A 15,703-nucleotide genomic window follows, 5' to 3' on the forward strand; every position below is an offset into this window, starting at 1 on the left:
TTGTCGACCAAGATCAACCTGTCCGCCCGGAGCTTCACGTGCTTGTCTAACCATCGGGGATCGATCTGTCCAGCTCGACCCTGCGGTTCCTCTCCCGTCTGCTGGCCGCCCGGCGTCCGGAGCGGGGCACGCGGTGGCGTCGGCTGAGCGCGGACCGGCAGGCCCTGCTCGTGCTCGCGCACCTACGCTGCGGACACACCTATGCCCAGCTCGCGGCCGGGTTCAAAGTCGGCATCGCCACCGTCTACCGGTACGTTGCCGAGGCCGTGGAGGTCCTGGCCGTCCTCGCCCCCGACCTCGCCGCGGCCGCCCGCACCGCTGCACGTAAGACGTTCGTGATCCTCGACGGCACCCTGCTGCCCATCGACCGGATCGCCGCCGACCGACCGTACTACTCCGGAAAACACCGGAAGCACGGGATGAACGTGCAGCTTATCGCCGACCCCTTCGGCCGGCTGCTGTGGGCCTCGCCCGCCTTGCCAGGAGCCGTCCACGACATCAAAGCCGCGCGCATCCACGGCATCATCGACGTCCTGGCCGAGGCCGGGGTGCCCTGCTGGGCGGACAAGGGCTATCAAGGGGCCGGCGCCACGGTTCGCGTTCCCTACCGCGGTCGCTGGGAGAAACTTTCCGAAGGCCAGCGCGCAGCGAACGTCTCCCATGCCAAGATCCGCGCGCTCGGCGAGCAGGCCATGGCCACCCCGAAGTCCTGGCGGCTGCTGCGCAAGCTCCGCTGCAGCACCACCCGCATCACCGACCTGGTCAAGGCCATGCTCGCGCTTCACCTCGCGACGTCAAGCTGAGGTTGGAAACGGCTCAGTGATCGCTGCTACACCACTCGGTGGGACACCATCCGAGTAGCTGTGACCAACACCTTCACACGACCTCGGATGTCACCCAGCCCTGCCGCGAGACGCGCTGCTCTGCGTCAGGGCCTGCTCGAACTGGCCTGCAGTCTCATATGCATCCGTCGCCAGCGAACCTCACCCTGAATCACCCGCAACATGCAGTTGCGCAAGCATCGCACCGAGCTCTACCGAGGGCACCTATTGCCTGTATGGCCGCGGAACGTTAATCAGCATCGGGCGAACCTGACATGCGCCCGCCTGGGAAAGGCTCGCCGCTTGTTTCTGTAGATCGTCGAGGAGCGTGGCAAGCTGGAGCCTTTTCGCCTGTGTCTTACGGCTGTCGCCCGTGGCGTTCCAGAGCTCGATCGGATACCAGCCGACGATGTAGATGCCTGCATCCGTTCCCGCTTCCGGCAGATACCGGCCTGCCAACTGTTCCGCTTGAGCCGTCGGAACTTCGTCGTTCCAGGACCCCTTGACCTCAATGACCAGCTTCACGGACCCGCTCGAAGCAATGTTGGGGTCGTCGCCCGGTGAGGGCATCGCCTCGACGAGAAGGTCAGTTCGGTCGCCCGCCCCGTATGGATCGGTGGGATGGATCAGAACCTCCCGGTTGACCGCGACACGGTGGCCGGCCAACCGCAGAGTCAGCTCGTGTGTTAGGTAGGCGCACAGGGCTGCTTCGGGCTTGGGGCGCCAGACATCAGGGATGACTGGGTTCTCTGCGGACGGCTTTCGAGGGCTCTTGCCCGGTGTACGGTCCCAGAGCAGTTCACAGTGCGAGGGAAGCTCCCGGCTCACCTCCTCAAGGGCCTCCTGCACCACATCCAAAAGGTCTGTGCTGGTGCGGACGACGCGCCGCGCTGGGTCCTGCAGGAGCCGTATCACGTCCTCTGTCCGCACTTGACTCCAACCCGCAGCGGCATGTTGCTTGGTCGCCGCGACGAGTGCTGCGGCGATAGCTAGCCGGCTGGGATACAGAGTCGCAAGCTGGCGCAGTTGATGGACTGCCTCTCCGGTGGCTCGCCGGCTTAGCTCAGGAAGTAGACGGTCTCTCCATGCTCGGGCTTGTTCATCATCAGTGATCCAGTGAACGCCGCGAAGAGGCTGATCCTCCTCAGGGTCATACAAGCCACTGAGCCACAGGTACAAGTCGGCAACGAGAGCCTCGCTAAGGGAGCTTTGGATACGCTCCGTCTCGGTCCTGGCACATGCTTCGGCCAGCCTGCGGCCGAGTTCGGGGTCGGTTGCCGCGAACGTCTTGGCTCGTGGCCAGTGCGCCTCGGCATCCGCGGTCAGTAGGGCCTGGGCGGCGAGGACAGCAGCTCGTGCCGCAAGCGGAGTTTCCCGGGTCCCGTCGATGCTGGCGTCAATGATGCCGTGCACGATTTGGCTGTCAGTAGTGAGAAGAGTGGCCAGGATACTGTGCCAGGTCCGCAGCGCGGCCTCACGTGCCTCATCAGTGTCGGGCAAGCGTGTGGGGTGATCTTCGCTTGCTGGTGAGCCTGCCAGGGCATTGACCGTCGCTTCGGGCACGAGCCTGAGACAGGTGGATAGTTCAGTGGCGAGGTGCTCCAAGCACGTACGCAGTTCCGCAGCCCAGCGCGGATCAACCGCATTGAGCTCGATGGGCTGTCGGCCTGCCGTCAGCGCTGCTCGGGCTACCTGGGTAACGCGATAAGCAACGGACTCAGGTGCGTGACGGGTTGCCAAGCGCAGGAGGTCCACCCGTACGGGTTCCGTGTAGCTCGTCGACATGCCCAGATACTCCGTGAGTATTGCGGCTGCCCAGGAGCTCCACACCCGTGCGGGAAGTTCGAGCAGGCGGTCTATTCGGTGCAGCTCGGTGAGAAGGGCATACCCGGCCCAGGAGCACTTGTTGCGACGGGCGTGCGGGAGCCAGGAATCCGCACGGTCATGCTCGGTGGTGAGATAGCGGAGAGCGAGCTCAGGCAAGTCCGACAGATTGTCACCGAGAGCATCGGCAGCTGGCCAGGTTGAGATGGCGCCGGCCACGTCCTGTACGAAGCTCCCCGTCCGCGGGTCCACGCGCAGACCCCACAGGAACTGCCACAGACTGTCGTTGTCGCCCGCCCTGGCTTCAGCGAGGAACCGCGCCTGCGCGGCCATGAACTCCGCTGCTTCCGACCAGTTCGTGTTGCCAGCGTTGTAGTTGCTGCGCAACGCCTGAGCGAGGGGACTTTCGATAGGAATGGCCGCGTAGAAGGAGCGCAGATACGGCCAAGCCGGGTGCATCTCGTCGTAGGCCAGTTCGAACGCGTGGGGGTCGTCCGAAGGGAACGTGCAGGAGGCCAGCTCCCCATACACCTGGATGGCCGCCCTGTCACCGGACGTGGCCGCCTCGACAGTCTGCTCCAAAACCCACGGGAAGTCGTCCCGGTCGACGAGCTGATGACGGATCGCTGGCTCGGGCACCGAGGATGCGTCGAGCCGCAGCGACGGGCGCCGTTCCCAGTCGTACGCGATCTGGAAAGCCGCCGTTCGCGCATCGAGCCCTGTCCGAACAGCCTCTTTGACAAGAGCTTGAGTCAGAAGCCTCCGTAGAGACCGGGTCTCGGGCGTCTCATACCCGTGCTCTTCAGGTTGCAAGCAGTCCGGCAGCTGGACTTTGTGGTGGTCGTGGAGGAGGCTGAAAATGATCTTCGCCAAGGTGTCCATATGCTGAGCCGGGTCCGGACTCTCGAGCGCTCGGCCGATCACCCCGTTGATCAGCGACATCTCGAAGCGATCGTGCGAGAAGACGTAGCCTCTATCCGGCCGGCAGACTATTTCGGACACCCAAGCCAGGAGGTCGGGCACATCCTCGTTACTGCAATCCGCTGGCATGTTCCTCAAGAATTGGGCGTAGTTGCCGTACAGGTCCGGGGATGGAGGGCGAAGGGCGCCCAGCATCGTCGCCGCGTCCAGATGGTGCGGCCATAGCAGGATCAGTAGGGTGCCCCGGAGCTCATGGTCGGGGTCCACCCGCTCGGCGTAGGACAGATCGGATAGGGAGTTGAGCACCTCGATGAAGACCGGCACGGCACGGCTTGTGCCGCAGACAAACGCGGCGCGCGCCGCCAAACGACGCTCCGTTTGATGCCACGTGTCGTTCTTCACCAGCGCCAGCAGCGCATCGGCCAGCCGGGGATGGGCGGTGCCGGCCTCCTGTGCCAGCTGGATCGCCAGGCGGGTTCGCGCCGTGGACTGCCAGTCGGCCGCGCCTTCGGCAGGGCTCGTCTCGAGGACGTCGGCGAGTTGGTCAGCGAGCGAAGGATGGCGCAGGTCCCAACGGGACAGCTGCCATCTCGTGTCTCCCAGCTCGACTTGCGCCGCACGTTCCAGCAGCCTGCTCACGGTGAGCCGACGGACCTCGTCGGAACGCACAAGTGCGCTGTGCACCGCCATACTTTCGGGATCGGCAGTGGCCAGCCAGTCGCTGGTAGAGGGGTTCATGGCCACCAGCCATGCCGCGGTCTCCCGCAGCGGGGCTGGAATGGTCGCCGTCTCTCCGTCCGGTGCGCCGATCAGGAAGAGATTTTCCAGCTGCCGCTGCGTGGTCTTACGGTCCGTCAGGTACCGGGCTGCGAGGTAGGCCGCTACAGAAGAGTGACGGAATGCCGCCCTGCCGTCGTCCGGCGCTGTGAACAGCGCCGTTGCCAAGCATTCTTCGACCACTTGGGGCGTAACCTCGAACGGTCCAGCGGTGGTCCGCTCCCCTCCCCCTACCAGTACGTCCCCCGGCAGATCGTAGGTCCCAGCCTCAAACGTGGCCCCACGCCATACGGTCCGATGGCCTGACAGCAGCATCCACGCGGCGATGCGTCCCACCACCGTCAGGCGCTGACGGGCCGTGGTGATCAGCGCCTTCTTGAGTCGGTGAGGGTCCGGGTCTTCAGCGAGCCGTGCCACTCCGCGCGCAAACAACTCTTCTGGTCGCCCGTGGAGCTGGCCGTCAGCCCGATAGGTCAGGACCAGCAATTCCAAAGTCAGCGGTACGCCAGCCAGGACAGCGGCGCCAGCCGACTCAGCCGCTTGCACCAGCTCCTCTCCCGGCACGCCAGCGCTGTCAGCCAACGTCACAGCCTCCGTGCGACTCAGCGGAGCCAGATCGATGCATCGGCACGCACCGAAAGCCTCTGCCAGCACAGACGTCAGTACCGCCGGATAGTCGGCCGTGCGGCAGGCCATGAGGAACCGAATCCGGCTGGTGTCCCGGCCGCTCAGCGACCTTCTCAACCACCTCGACAGACGTGGCAAGAGTGGGCTCTCGTCGGCCTGGTCCAGGACTACCGTCAGCACTCCAGCACCCCCAGCAGCCTCTCCCTCCAAGGGCAAGGAGGCAAAATGGCGTCCAAGCTCCTCCTGGTAGGAGTGCTCGGTGAGATCCCCACCTGTCACCCACAGGCACGCATCGGAGCCTCCGGCCCAGGTGTCGAAGACGCAGGGCAACTCATCAGTGAGCTGCTTCAGCACGGAAGTCTTGCCAGCACCCGGCTCTCCCAGCACGACCATGGCCCCTGCCGCTGCGACAACAGCGGGAAGTGCCAAGGCTCCCTGACGAAGTAGCCCTGCTTCCATGACCACGTCATCATCGTCCGCTCGGAACGCCTCGGCGGCCTGCACGATCAGATCCTCAGCGGCGAGTCGCTCACCCCGCACCCTGCACACCCGAGGGACATGAAAGCCGAACACATAACCTGTCACTCCCCCATTCTCTCAGTGCACACTGACAGGCACCCCAGTCGCCCCTTTGCTCACCAAGCGCGAATGCGCGACCAAGCTGAGCGGCGACGACGGAGGCAGCGCAAAGTCATGTTGTCGAGTTGTGCACGCGGGACGCATTGGGGCCAGCGCTCTGCCCACAACCACCCTCACACGGACAGCGCCTCCGTCTGGCGCCCAGCCAGACTGCCGACAGACGGCGCTCCTCTGACAATTCAAGCCGCGTTCCACAGCCCGGCATCCAGGATGCGCGCCGCCTTGGTAATGCTGCCCGGCATCAGGTGCCGGTAGGTGCGGTACGTCTCCTCGATCGACTTGTGCCCCATCCACTCGGCCACGTCGGTGATCGGGATGCCGCTGCCCAGGGCGTTGGAGGCGAAATAGTGCCGGAAGCCGTACATTCCCATCCCGTCCACGACGGGCAGCTTCTCGAAGAGCGTGCGGACGCGCCGGGGTTCCATCGGCTCCGTGTAGTACCCGCTCGGTCCCCGCAGCAAATATCCTTCCTTCGTCGTGCCGTGCTTCTCCTCATAGCGTTCGATCGCCTCCCGTACCGATCGGGGCAGCGGCACCTCCCGAAACTCCCCCACCTTGCGGTGCTTCAGCTTCGCTGGCCGGTGCGTGTTGGAGTGGATCTGCTCGTGCACCCGGTACACGTCCTCGGCCACCAGATTGTTGATGTTCACCGCCCGGGCTTCGCCGTTGCGTAGTCCGCAGCCCGCCATCATCACAATCTCCAGAGTAAGGTCGTCCGCCGCGACAGCCAGAGCCTGCTTCACATAGGCCAGGTCCGGAATGACCACCCTCTCGCGGACGTACTCCGGCTCCTGCACTCCCTTGACCGGGTCATCCACCATCGCCCCCTTGTCGTAGGCGTCCCGCAGAATCGCCTTGAGGGTACGCAGGATGTTCACCTGATTCCCCCGGCCAACACCGTCGGCCTCCAACTCGTCCAGGAAACGCTCCACCACAATCGGCGTGACGGATATCAGCTTCCGTGACCCCAGGCGCGGAACGATATGGACGTTGATGGAGCATGATCGAGGCATGAGTACTCCGATCGTGGAAGGGCTCGTTCTCCGGACGGCCGCGAGGCATGGCGTTCCCGGGCCGGTCGCACAGGAGTTGCTCGCCGGCTCCCGGCCGTGCCTCCACCTGGTCGCATTCCAGGGCCTGACGCTCGCCCAGCAGGAAGAGGCCCGTCCTGCCGCGCGCACGGGAGGCGTCCCCTCCCTTCCGGACGGCGTCGACTGGCCCGATGGGCGCGCACCTCTGGTTCTGACCGTCGACTGCGCGGCGCTCCCTCGTGAAGCCCTGGACATCGAGCTGCCGTCCGACGGGAGCCTGTTGTTCTTCACCCAGATCGAGTACGAGCCGGAGTCGTCGGTGGTGCTCCGCGTTCCCGCCGGCGTGCGGACCACGGAACGCTCGGCGACGTATGAGCTCGACGGGGAGCCGGAGCAGGTCAGGGTCTACCAGCCGGATGTCCTGTATCCGGTGCCGGGACTGACCGTCTCGCCTGATTGGCGCGACTCCCCGGCGACCAGCGCGTTTCTGGACAGTGGCGCGGACCGGGACGACATCCTGGACGATTTCGAGGACGCCGTGCGGAGAGCGGCAGCGGGCGGCGCCTCACACGGAGTCGCCGCCCAACTGGGCGGTTTCTCCAGCCCTTGGCAGTCAGCTCCGGACGAGGGCGATCTCGTCCTCCTCGCACAGATACACGGTCAGTCGATCGACCCCAACGTCTACACGCAGACCCTGATCGTCGGCACACACGAGGACATCGCAGGGCGCCGGTACGAAGCCTTGGAGTTCGAGCAGCAGGTCTGAACAGCCACCGGTTGCCGGACCACGGCTCCGGCTCCTTTCCTTCCGATGGGGGCCGATTGTGACCGATCACGAGCAAGGAGAAGGAGGCGTGCGCCCCTCCGCGACAACCCTCACTTCCACACCACCCGGCGAGCGACCGGCGACGAGCGGCACATCCGTCGTGCCGGTACCGTCCGATGCCGTCGTGCCCCGGACGGGGGAGCCACCGTGGAAGTCGGTCCCGGTCCCTTCGGGATCGTCGACGAAGAAACTCACCATCCGGCCGCCGACGGGCTGCCCGTCGGCGAGAGCCATGACGGCGAGGGAGCGAAATCCGTTTCCACCACCAAGTGTTGCCCCTCACCTGTGACCTATGTCAGCACAGCCATCCTCCTGTTGGCGGCTCAGGCGGCTAACGGCGGGCTGGGCGAGGGCAGCGGTCTCCCGCGGCGTGCCGTCGATCGGGACAGCCTCGCCCGCTTCGTCGTCGTCCAGCGGTTCCAGGGCGGCGAACTGCGAGTCAAGCAGGTCGGGCGGCAAGAAGTGGCCCGTCGCGCGGTCACCCTTGCGGCGATCAGCTCGGGTGAGCAGTCGAGGTGAAGGAAGCACACGTGCAGCGCGGCGGAAGCCAGCCGGTCACGGTAGCGGCGTCAGCGCCGAGCACGTCATCACACCCCCGCTTTCCGCATGGCTGACCAGCCATTGCGCGATCCCGTTAGGCCATGGGCGCCAGTCTTCGTCATCGAGCGGGTGCCCGGCCCGCATCTTCGCAACGTTGGATGCGGGGTGAAAGTCGTCCCCCTCGGCATAAGAAACACCGAGGGTCCTGTGCCAGTAGTCGGCCCACACTGGTCTTCCCTGAGCCCGAGACTCCCATGACGACGACCAAGGGAGCGGTGTGGCGCGGCATCCAGGGCCTCCTTCGGGTCTTGTGCCTACAGCTCGATGGCCGGTAACCGGCGCCCGCCGGGGCGGACCCCATCGTTGAAACCCCTGGCATGAGTTCGGAGTGTATGCCTCCGCCGGGCCGCGTCTCACCGGAGCCGCACGCCCGTCCCTCATCCGATCGACCAGAGCGGAAGTACGCATGAACAGACCACCTCACAGGCTCCGCCGTCGCCGCCTGCCCCTCATCCTGGCGGGCGTGACCGCGCTCGCCGGCTTGAGCACCTATGCCATGGCCGCGGGGCCTGCCCTCCCCACACCCCGCGCCGTCGTCCCACCGGTGCAGGTCTTCGACACCTGCGGCTACGGCCGGGGTACCGAGTGGGCGCCACGCTCGCTCACGGAAGGCGCGCACGACCTGACGGGCACAGCGGCCGACAGCGACATCTCAGGTGTGAAGGTGGCCTCGGGTTACCGTGCACTGCTCTTCGACGATGTCACGGCGACCCGGCCCGCCCTCACCCTCACCGCCGACCGCGACCTCTGCGGCAGCGCCCTCAACGACCGGATCCGGCGCATCGTCGTGCAGCGTGTCGGCGCACCCCCGGCCCCTCCGACGACAACGGAGCCCACGGCCCCCGCCGACGGGAAACCCAAGGTGTGGGTTCTGAGCGATCTCAGCATCCCCGGCGGCGGGACCGACAGGGACGACATCGTGACCATGGCCGCCCTGGGGGCATACGCCCCGGGATTCGGCATCGCCCGGGTCTCCGTGGGGTCCACGACCGTCCCGATCGACTGCGACGCGGCCTACACCTACGCGCGGGACGCCTTCGGCTCCCGGATCCCCGGCATCGCCAAGTCGTCCACCTGCGGGAAGGACTACAACGGGCTCAAGGGCACGAAGCCCGGCACGGTCGGGGACCTCGTCGACGCGATCCGCGCCGGCGGGCTGACCGTCCTCAACTGGAGCCCGATGACGGAGACGGCACTCGCCGTCCGGTGGCTGGAGACCCATGCCCCCGCCGATCTCTCGAAGGTCCGCGTCATCACCCACTGGACCGTCAGCAGCCCCGGGTACTCCGACAAGTACAACTGCAACAAGGACCGCGCCGCCTGCTCCTACCTGCACGACATGGCGGCCGACGGCAAGATCGAACTCATCGAGGTCGGCGCCGCCGGGCAGAAGTTCGTGGACCGGGCGAAGCGCTCCTGCGGTGCCGACACCACGGTCCCGGACACCGGACTGGGCACCTACCTGCGGGCCAAGCGCACCTCCGACGGCACTCCGGACCTTTCCGACGCCTCCACCTTCCTGCTGATGAAGACCGGCGGCCTCACGGGTTACGCCACCGACGGAACCGCCGGCACCAACTTCGACAAGGCCTTCGAGCAGCTCTGCGACAACGGAGCGGCGATCTTCGACCGGCTCCGGGACAATTTCTGAGACGGAGACGGGCCCCGGGCCGGTCCGGCCCGCCCGCTCGATCACACGACCGTCCCACCGCGCGGTGGGACGGTCGCGCCGGAGATCGAGTCGTGCTCCGGCGCCGGTAGGGGTGAGCCTGCGTGCCCGGAACACAGCGCCCGGGCACGGACGAGCGACTACGCGGTACGAGGGACCGCCCGTCGGCGCGTTGCCCCGGTGCGCAGCGGCGTTCGAGGACGGGCCACCTCAACTCGTCGATATCCCCGGGGGAAACGAGCGGCCTTCTTCCCGCACCTGTTCGTCCAAGGGGTCGCCGGTTCCGCCGGTGAGGACTGACCGCACCCGTGCGGGGGCGGCGGAGGCGGAGGCACCCGGGCCTCTCCTCGCCGTCCCCGCACGGGGCCGTGTCGGTCCACCCCTGCGGCCTACGGCAGCGGCGGGTACGCGTTCTTCATGAGCTCCTGGAACTGGGCGGAGAACCAGTGCCCGGAGACCGGGGCGTCGGGAAGGGCGCCCGACATGTTGTTGCCGTTGCGCGGGTTGCCGGTGTAGGTGGGGTCGCACATCCGGTCGAAGCCCTTGCCCTCGTCGTTCGGTATGGCCTTGCTCGACCCGTCGGACTCACCCGGCGGCTTCATCCACACGTAGGCGTCGATCCCCGGCTCCGGGGAGGCCTGGGGCCGCTCACCGAGTCCGGCTCCGGTCTGGTTGCACCAGTTGCCTACGTGGATGCGGCGGTCGTAGCGGCCGCCGTCGACGTAGGCGTCCACACTGGTCCTGGCTCCGGGACCGGTGGGCCGGGCGGTACCGCCCCAGCCGTTGCGGGAGGTGTCGATCAGCATGCCGATGTTCGCGTCGAAGCCCACGGAGACCAGCTTCTGCCGGAAGGCCTGGGTGAACGACAGCTCGTCGACGTAGCGGTTCCAGTCGACCCACTTCGATTCGCGCACCGACTTGCCCTCCACCTGGTCGTTGATGGAGAAGTGCTCCTCCTTCAGCGCGCTGTAGTTGGCGGTGTTCGTGATGAAGCCGTGCACGTCGGCCACGGTGGCGCCCTCCGTGGTGGCGGCCTGCTTGAAGACGTCGGCCGAGGGGCCGAAGTTGTCGTCCCAGCCGATCCAGCCGTGATGTGCGGCGTCCACGTAGTTGTAGACGTTGGGCACGTCACCGAGCTTGTTCAGGGCGTAGCCGACGCCCTTCACGTAGTTGCCGTTGGCCCTCATCACGTCGCACTGCGGCGTCGCCGTGGGCCGGCTGCCGGTGTTGGTGACGAGGTTGGGCAGGGAGTCGATCTCGACCGTGGTGACGATCCGCAGCGAGGCGTACTTCGGGTCGGCGAGGATGGCCTTGATCGGGTCGATGTAATCGGTCTTGTACGTGTCGATCTCCGTCGGGCCGAGCTCGCCGTTGGAGGCGAGGGCGGCGCAGTCGCGGCCCGGCAGGTTGTAGATGACGAGCTGGACGACGAGTTCGCCGGAGCCCTTCTGTTCGAGGGCCTCGTCGAGGTGGTCCCGCAGCCCCATCTTGCCGCCTGCCCCGTTGATGGCGGCGATGCGGTCCAGCCAGACACCGGTGGGCTGGTTCGCGATGCGGTCGCCGCCCGGCTCGGCGGCGGCGTTCGCGGACCACTCGGGGTTCACGTAGACCTGGGCGCCGTCGTAGGGATTGTCGAGGCGGTTGCCCGGGGGCGGCGGGTCGGTCGGCGGGTCGGTGGGACCACCGGAGTCGACGTTGCAGGTCACGCCGTCGAGGGTGAAGGTGGCGGGGACGGCGTTGGTGCCGCTGTAGGTGCCCTGGAAGCCGAAGGTGGCCGAACCGCCGGTGGCGAGCGTGCCGTTGTAGGACTCGTTGGCGGCGGTGACGTTCGCGCCGGACTGGGTGACCTTGGCGTTCCAGGCGTTGATCACCTTCTGGTTGCCGATGTAGCTCCACTTCACCGCCCACGACGACTTCGCGGCGCCGTTGTTGGTGACCTTGACGGACGCGGTGAAGCCGGTGTCCCACTGGTTCTGCACCTGGTAGTCCACGGTGCAGGGGACGGCGGCCGCGCCGGCGTCGCCCGGGACGGCGGCGATCGCCGTCCCGGTGGCGCCGGCGACCAGCGCCGTAGCGGCGAGGAGCGCGGTTCTGGTGCGACTCATGAGCGGGTTCTCCCGTGGTTGGATTTCACGCTGTCGACCGAACGAGATGCCCGAAGGGGGCAGTGAGCTCGGCGCGGAGGAGACCCGTGATCACACGAGGGCCGCCGTCGCCGGGCGAGATGACGCAGGGGGCGCAGCAGCGGGTGCTGCCGAAGACGCTTCGAGTCGCGGCACCCGCCCTTGGGCTTACGCCATGGAAGCGCTCCCACACCTCGCAAGGTAGAGCACTCCCACCGCTCCCAGCCAGGGCGGACGGCGACCGGAACCGTTAAGGCAGAGTCACGTGAGGAGCATCGCAGCCTTGGGGCGCCGAGTGGTGCACCCGCCGTTGAGGCGCCTATGCCGGAGGGAAGGCGGGGCGGGGAGGAATCGTCGGGCGGGTCCGTGCCGCGGCGACGCGGCCGTCCTCCGCGAGCACGCGCAGCAGGGCCCTGCGAGCGGCGGTCGCCGACGGCCTGGCGTCCTTCTCCTCCCGCATGAGTCCGCGCACCAGCCGTACGACGGGGTCGCGGGCGGCCGACGCGCCCGAGGGATTGACACCGCCGGCGAGCAGGAAGGCGAGGATCCTGCCGAAGGCCCACATGTCGGACGCCGGATCGAGAGGTGCGTGAGAGCTGATCTCCGGTGCTACGTGCCGCGCCCGGGGCAGACTGCGCACGCATCCGGAGGCCAGCAGGGTTCCGCAGGCGCTGCCACTCAACGTGACGGCACCGGGCCGTTCGATCCACACCTGCTCGGGTGCTATGAACCCGCGGACGATGCCCTTGGAGTGAGCCAGCGAGAGCGTCCGCAGGAGGGCGAGACCGATGGTCGCCGCCTCGGGGCGGGACACCCTGTTGTGGGCGACGAAGTCACCGAGTGTCCGGCCGGTGGGACGCTCCTCCACCAACCACACGTCGCCGCCCGCCGTGATGGCACCGACACTGGCGGGAAAGCGGGCGGGGTCGACCGACTGGAGATAGACACACTGTTTGAGGTACCGCACGGCAACCTGATGAGCGCGCCGGGTACCGCCGCCCGTCCCCGCGGACACCTGCAGCGCGTACAGGGAACGTCCGTCGCGGACGTCGTGCGCGAGCCAGTGAGAGACTCCCGCGGTCCTGCCCAGCTCCCTGATCAGCTTGATCCTGTTCCGCAGCGGAACACTGCCGGACCGTCGACCCACCATTCCGCGCACCTTCCGACGTATCGCTGTTGCCTGGATTCGGACCGGCTCCCCACGCGGACAGGCGTCCGCGTGGGGAGCCGTGCCCCCGGTCCAGGGCGGGGCCAGGCGCCCCTCCGGCCATCGGAGGCTGACCGGGGGCCGTTCGGGGTCAGCCGTTCAGCCGGCACTCCGCCAGCTCGTCCAGCCCCGCGGGGGGTGCGCTGCCCTCCCGTTTGAACGCGATCTCGATGCGGTCGATCACCGCCTTCCTCTTGTTCCCGAGCGGACCGAGGATGGCGTTGTCGATGAAGTTCGGGCCCCCCTCACCCTGGGAACGGGCCAGTCGGTCGTTGGCGTCGCCGATCTCCCTGGCGAGCGCCGCGAGTTCACGGTCGACCTGTCCCTGCGCGCCGGCCGGGATGTCGCTCGGCAGCCTGCTCGCCACGTCCGGGCAGTCGACGGTGGGAGCTGATCCCGCCCCGGCCTCGGCTCCGGACTCACCTCCCGCCTCCTGCTCGCCCCCGTCGGCACCGTTCTCGCCCAGGCCCGCGTCGGCGCCGTTCCCGCCCTCGAGTGCGCAGGGCGCGAACCTCTCCAGGCCCTCGGGCTTCTCGGCGACGCGGCCGATGGCCGTCTCGATGCGGTTCAGGGCAGCCGTGCGCTTGCCCTCCAGCGGCCCGAGAATCGCGTTCTGCACGAAGTTCGGGCCGCCCTCGCCCTGGGACCGCGCCAGGCGGGAGTTGGCCTCCGCGAGTTGCTTGTCCAGCAGCTCCAGATTCCTGGTGACCTCGTCCTGCGCCTCGGGCGGTATCGCCGGCAGCCCTTCGACGGAGGGGCAGACGATGTTCTGCGCACTGAGGGTGCGGGCGGGTGTCTCCTCGTCGCCCTGCCCCGCGAAGGCGCCGGCGGCGGCGAGGGTGCCGGCGATCACTCCGGCGCCGACCACGCCCACTCCGGCGATCCGGTACGTACGGTACTTCCCTTTGGCTCGCTTGCCTGTCATGGCTTCCTCTGGCTCCCGCGACGGCCGCGGACCTCTCCTCGGAGAAGTCGCCGACCCTCGCTGCGGGTGCCGGTGCCCCCAGTACCCCTGCCAGCGGGTCCCCCAGGCATACGGACCCGGAAGGGTGAACGTTCAATCGCGTTGTCCGCCGCTCCGTGGAGGAGTCGTGCGGTCGAGCCGGACCACGTGGTCCGGCAGACATGGCGAAGTGCCGCGACCCGGCACTTCCTTTCCGTGTACCGGGTCGCGGCACCTGTGTGACGCACGGGCTCCCGTCCCAGGAGCGCCGCCACCGTGCCTCAACGCCCTCGATCCTCGAGTCCCGCAAAGGGCCCGCACAACCGGTTAACCCCGCGATGCGGCTCGCACAAGTCTGCGTTAACGCAGCGGGTCCCGACCGGCGGACGGACAGGCGCCGCGGGCGGACCTGACGACGAGGCGCGGCGGGAACGAGGACGAAACCCGCACGGCCGGCGCGGGGTGTCGCCCCCGGCAGCCGAACGACGACTAAAGCGACCAGGAAGGGCGAGCCCATGCCTCCCAGCCGCCGCACACGTTCATGGTGGAGACCCGTACTGACCGGCACCGTGGCAGCCACGTTCCTCGGTTCCCTGGCGGCGACGGCGTCCCCGGAACCCGGCGGTCGCACGGTGGCCTCGCCCCAGCGGGGGGCTGTTGCCGCGCACGGGCCGGAACGTCCCGGCGGGCGGACCGCGCTCGGCGGGTGGTACCAGGAAGCGGCTCCGCGCGACTCCGTACGCCGGGCGGGGCAGGGCATCCGGTCCCTCGCCCGCGCATCCGACGCGGTATCCGACGTCCCGTCCGTGCTCCCTTCCCTCGTCCTCCTCGGTCTCTGCGGGCGCGCGGTGGCGGGTGGTCGACGCCCGGTCCTCCGCCGGCGCACTTCCTCCTTTGCGCGCTGTCCCATCCGGCGCCCGCGTTAGCTCAGCGTTTTCTGACCTTCAGCATCGCGTTGAAGCGGCCGGCAGGCGTGGCGCCGGCCCCTTGCGAACCGACACGATCTGCCTCGGACGGCCGACGTCCCCAGAGCCCCTCCACGGTGCCCGAGTGACATCTGACGCCTCGCTCACCGGGGAGGGTTCACACCGGCCCGGCCCCTTCCGCCCCCTCAGCCCCCAGCGGAAGGGCCGGGCCGACGCAGCGGCACGAGGCGCCCGGCGCCGACGAGAGCCGTAGTACCAAAGAGGAGTATCGGTGAGCGACACGGCGCAGTTCGAGGACTTCTACGCCAGCACCTTTCGACGCGTCGCAGGGCACGTCTACCTCATGACAGGAGACGTGCACATCGCGGAGGACTGCGCGCAGGAGGCCTTCTCCCGAGCCGTACCGCGCTGGGAGCACATCCGGTCCTACGACATTCCCTACGCCTGGGTACGGAAGGTGGCCCAGAACCTCGCCTGCTCGCGCATGCGCCAGGCCCGGCGTGCGAGGACCGCGCTGGTGCGCCTGGGCCCTCCGGCACTTCAACCGCCGGCCGACGAGCACCATGTCGTCGTCGTCCAGAGCGTGCGTGAACTGCCCGACAGGTACCGGCAGGTGCTCGTGATGCACCATCTCCTGGACCTGCCGGTGCGGGACGTCGCCGAGAGGCTCGGCATCCCCGAGGCCACCGTGAAGACCCGTCTGGCACGCGGTCGTCGCCGCCTCGCCGATGCGCTGGAGGACCGAACCCCCTGATGACGCCCGGCAGCT

Annotated in this window: 9 protein-coding genes and 1 pseudogene; 4 read left to right on the forward strand and 6 right to left on the reverse strand. The window is 67.9% G+C overall.

The features are described 5' to 3' along the window. The first annotated feature begins 59 nt into the window (after window positions 1-59). Entirely contained in the window at window positions 60-803 is a 744-nt protein-coding gene (locus F1615_RS13505; protein WP_244328724.1) for a transposase family protein, read from the forward strand. Window positions 804-1,046: 243 nt separating this feature from the next. Here F1615_RS13505 and F1615_RS13510 read toward each other — a convergent pair whose 3' ends face one another. Both F1615_RS13510 and F1615_RS13515 read right to left on the reverse strand, forming a co-directional pair. Beyond that, a complete protein-coding gene (locus tag F1615_RS13510) occupies window positions 1,047-5,474 on the reverse strand; it encodes a hypothetical protein (protein ID WP_167533733.1) in 4,428 nt (1,475 codons plus the stop codon). 314 nt (window positions 5,475-5,788) lie between these two features. Then, complete coding sequence (locus tag F1615_RS13515; RefSeq protein WP_244328715.1) at window positions 5,789-6,541, reverse strand: tyrosine-type recombinase/integrase; 753 nt, start codon at window positions 6,539-6,541, stop codon at window positions 5,789-5,791. A gap of 79 nt (window positions 6,542-6,620) precedes the next feature. On the opposite strand from F1615_RS13515, the gene F1615_RS13520 reads away from it, so the two are divergent. Further along, window positions 6,621-7,406 (forward strand): DUF1963 domain-containing protein, encoded by a 786-nt coding sequence (locus tag F1615_RS13520; protein ID WP_149549187.1) that lies wholly within the window; start codon window positions 6,621-6,623, stop codon window positions 7,404-7,406. Between the two features lie 339 nt (window positions 7,407-7,745). Here F1615_RS13520 and F1615_RS36230 read toward each other — a convergent pair. Further along, window positions 7,746-8,295, reverse strand: a pseudogene (locus F1615_RS36230) (gluconokinase). 177 nt (window positions 8,296-8,472) lie between these two features. On the opposite strand from F1615_RS36230, the gene F1615_RS35930 reads away from it, so the two are divergent. Next, complete coding sequence (locus F1615_RS35930) at window positions 8,473-9,717, forward strand: hypothetical protein (protein WP_208818304.1); 1,245 nt, start codon at window positions 8,473-8,475, stop codon at window positions 9,715-9,717. A 407-nt stretch (window positions 9,718-10,124) separates the two neighbouring features. On the opposite strand, the gene F1615_RS13535 is transcribed toward F1615_RS35930, so the two are convergent. From F1615_RS13535 to F1615_RS13545, 3 genes are all read right to left on the reverse strand, one after another. Continuing rightward, window positions 10,125-11,840, reverse strand: coding sequence for a glycoside hydrolase family 6 protein (locus tag F1615_RS13535; protein ID WP_149549188.1), 1,716 nt, complete (start codon window positions 11,838-11,840; stop codon window positions 10,125-10,127). 337 nt (window positions 11,841-12,177) lie between these two features. Further along, window positions 12,178-13,008, reverse strand: coding sequence for a hypothetical protein (locus F1615_RS13540; protein ID WP_149549189.1), 831 nt, complete (start codon window positions 13,006-13,008; stop codon window positions 12,178-12,180). Window positions 13,009-13,156: 148 nt separating this feature from the next. Next, window positions 13,157-13,990 (reverse strand): hypothetical protein, encoded by an 834-nt coding sequence (locus F1615_RS13545; protein WP_244328716.1) that lies wholly within the window; start codon window positions 13,988-13,990, stop codon window positions 13,157-13,159. Between the two features lie 1,215 nt (window positions 13,991-15,205). Here F1615_RS13545 and F1615_RS13550 point away from each other — a divergent pair. Continuing rightward, window positions 15,206-15,688, forward strand: a complete 483-nt coding sequence (locus F1615_RS13550; RefSeq protein ID WP_149549190.1) for a sigma-70 family RNA polymerase sigma factor — start codon at window positions 15,206-15,208, stop codon at window positions 15,686-15,688. Window positions 15,689-15,703: the final 15 nt, after the last annotated feature.

Origin of the sequence: Streptomyces marokkonensis (assembly GCF_008312835.1) — a bacterium.
Lineage (GTDB): Bacteria > Actinomycetota > Actinomycetes > Streptomycetales > Streptomycetaceae > Streptomyces > Streptomyces marokkonensis_A.

Coding starts and splice junctions, on each gene's coding strand:
- F1615_RS13545 (WP_244328716.1), bottom strand. CDS start 13,990: ATGACAGGCAAGCGAGCCAAAGGGAAGTACCGTACGTACCGGATCGCC.
- F1615_RS13540 (WP_149549189.1), bottom strand. CDS start 13,008: ATGGTGGGTCGACGGTCCGGCAGTGTTCCGCTGCGGAACAGGATCAAG.
- F1615_RS13535 (WP_149549188.1), bottom strand. CDS start 11,840: ATGAGTCGCACCAGAACCGCGCTCCTCGCCGCTACGGCGCTGGTCGCC.
- F1615_RS13520 (WP_149549187.1), top strand. CDS start 6,621: ATGAGTACTCCGATCGTGGAAGGGCTCGTTCTCCGGACGGCCGCGAGG.
- F1615_RS35930 (WP_208818304.1), top strand. CDS start 8,473: ATGAACAGACCACCTCACAGGCTCCGCCGTCGCCGCCTGCCCCTCATC.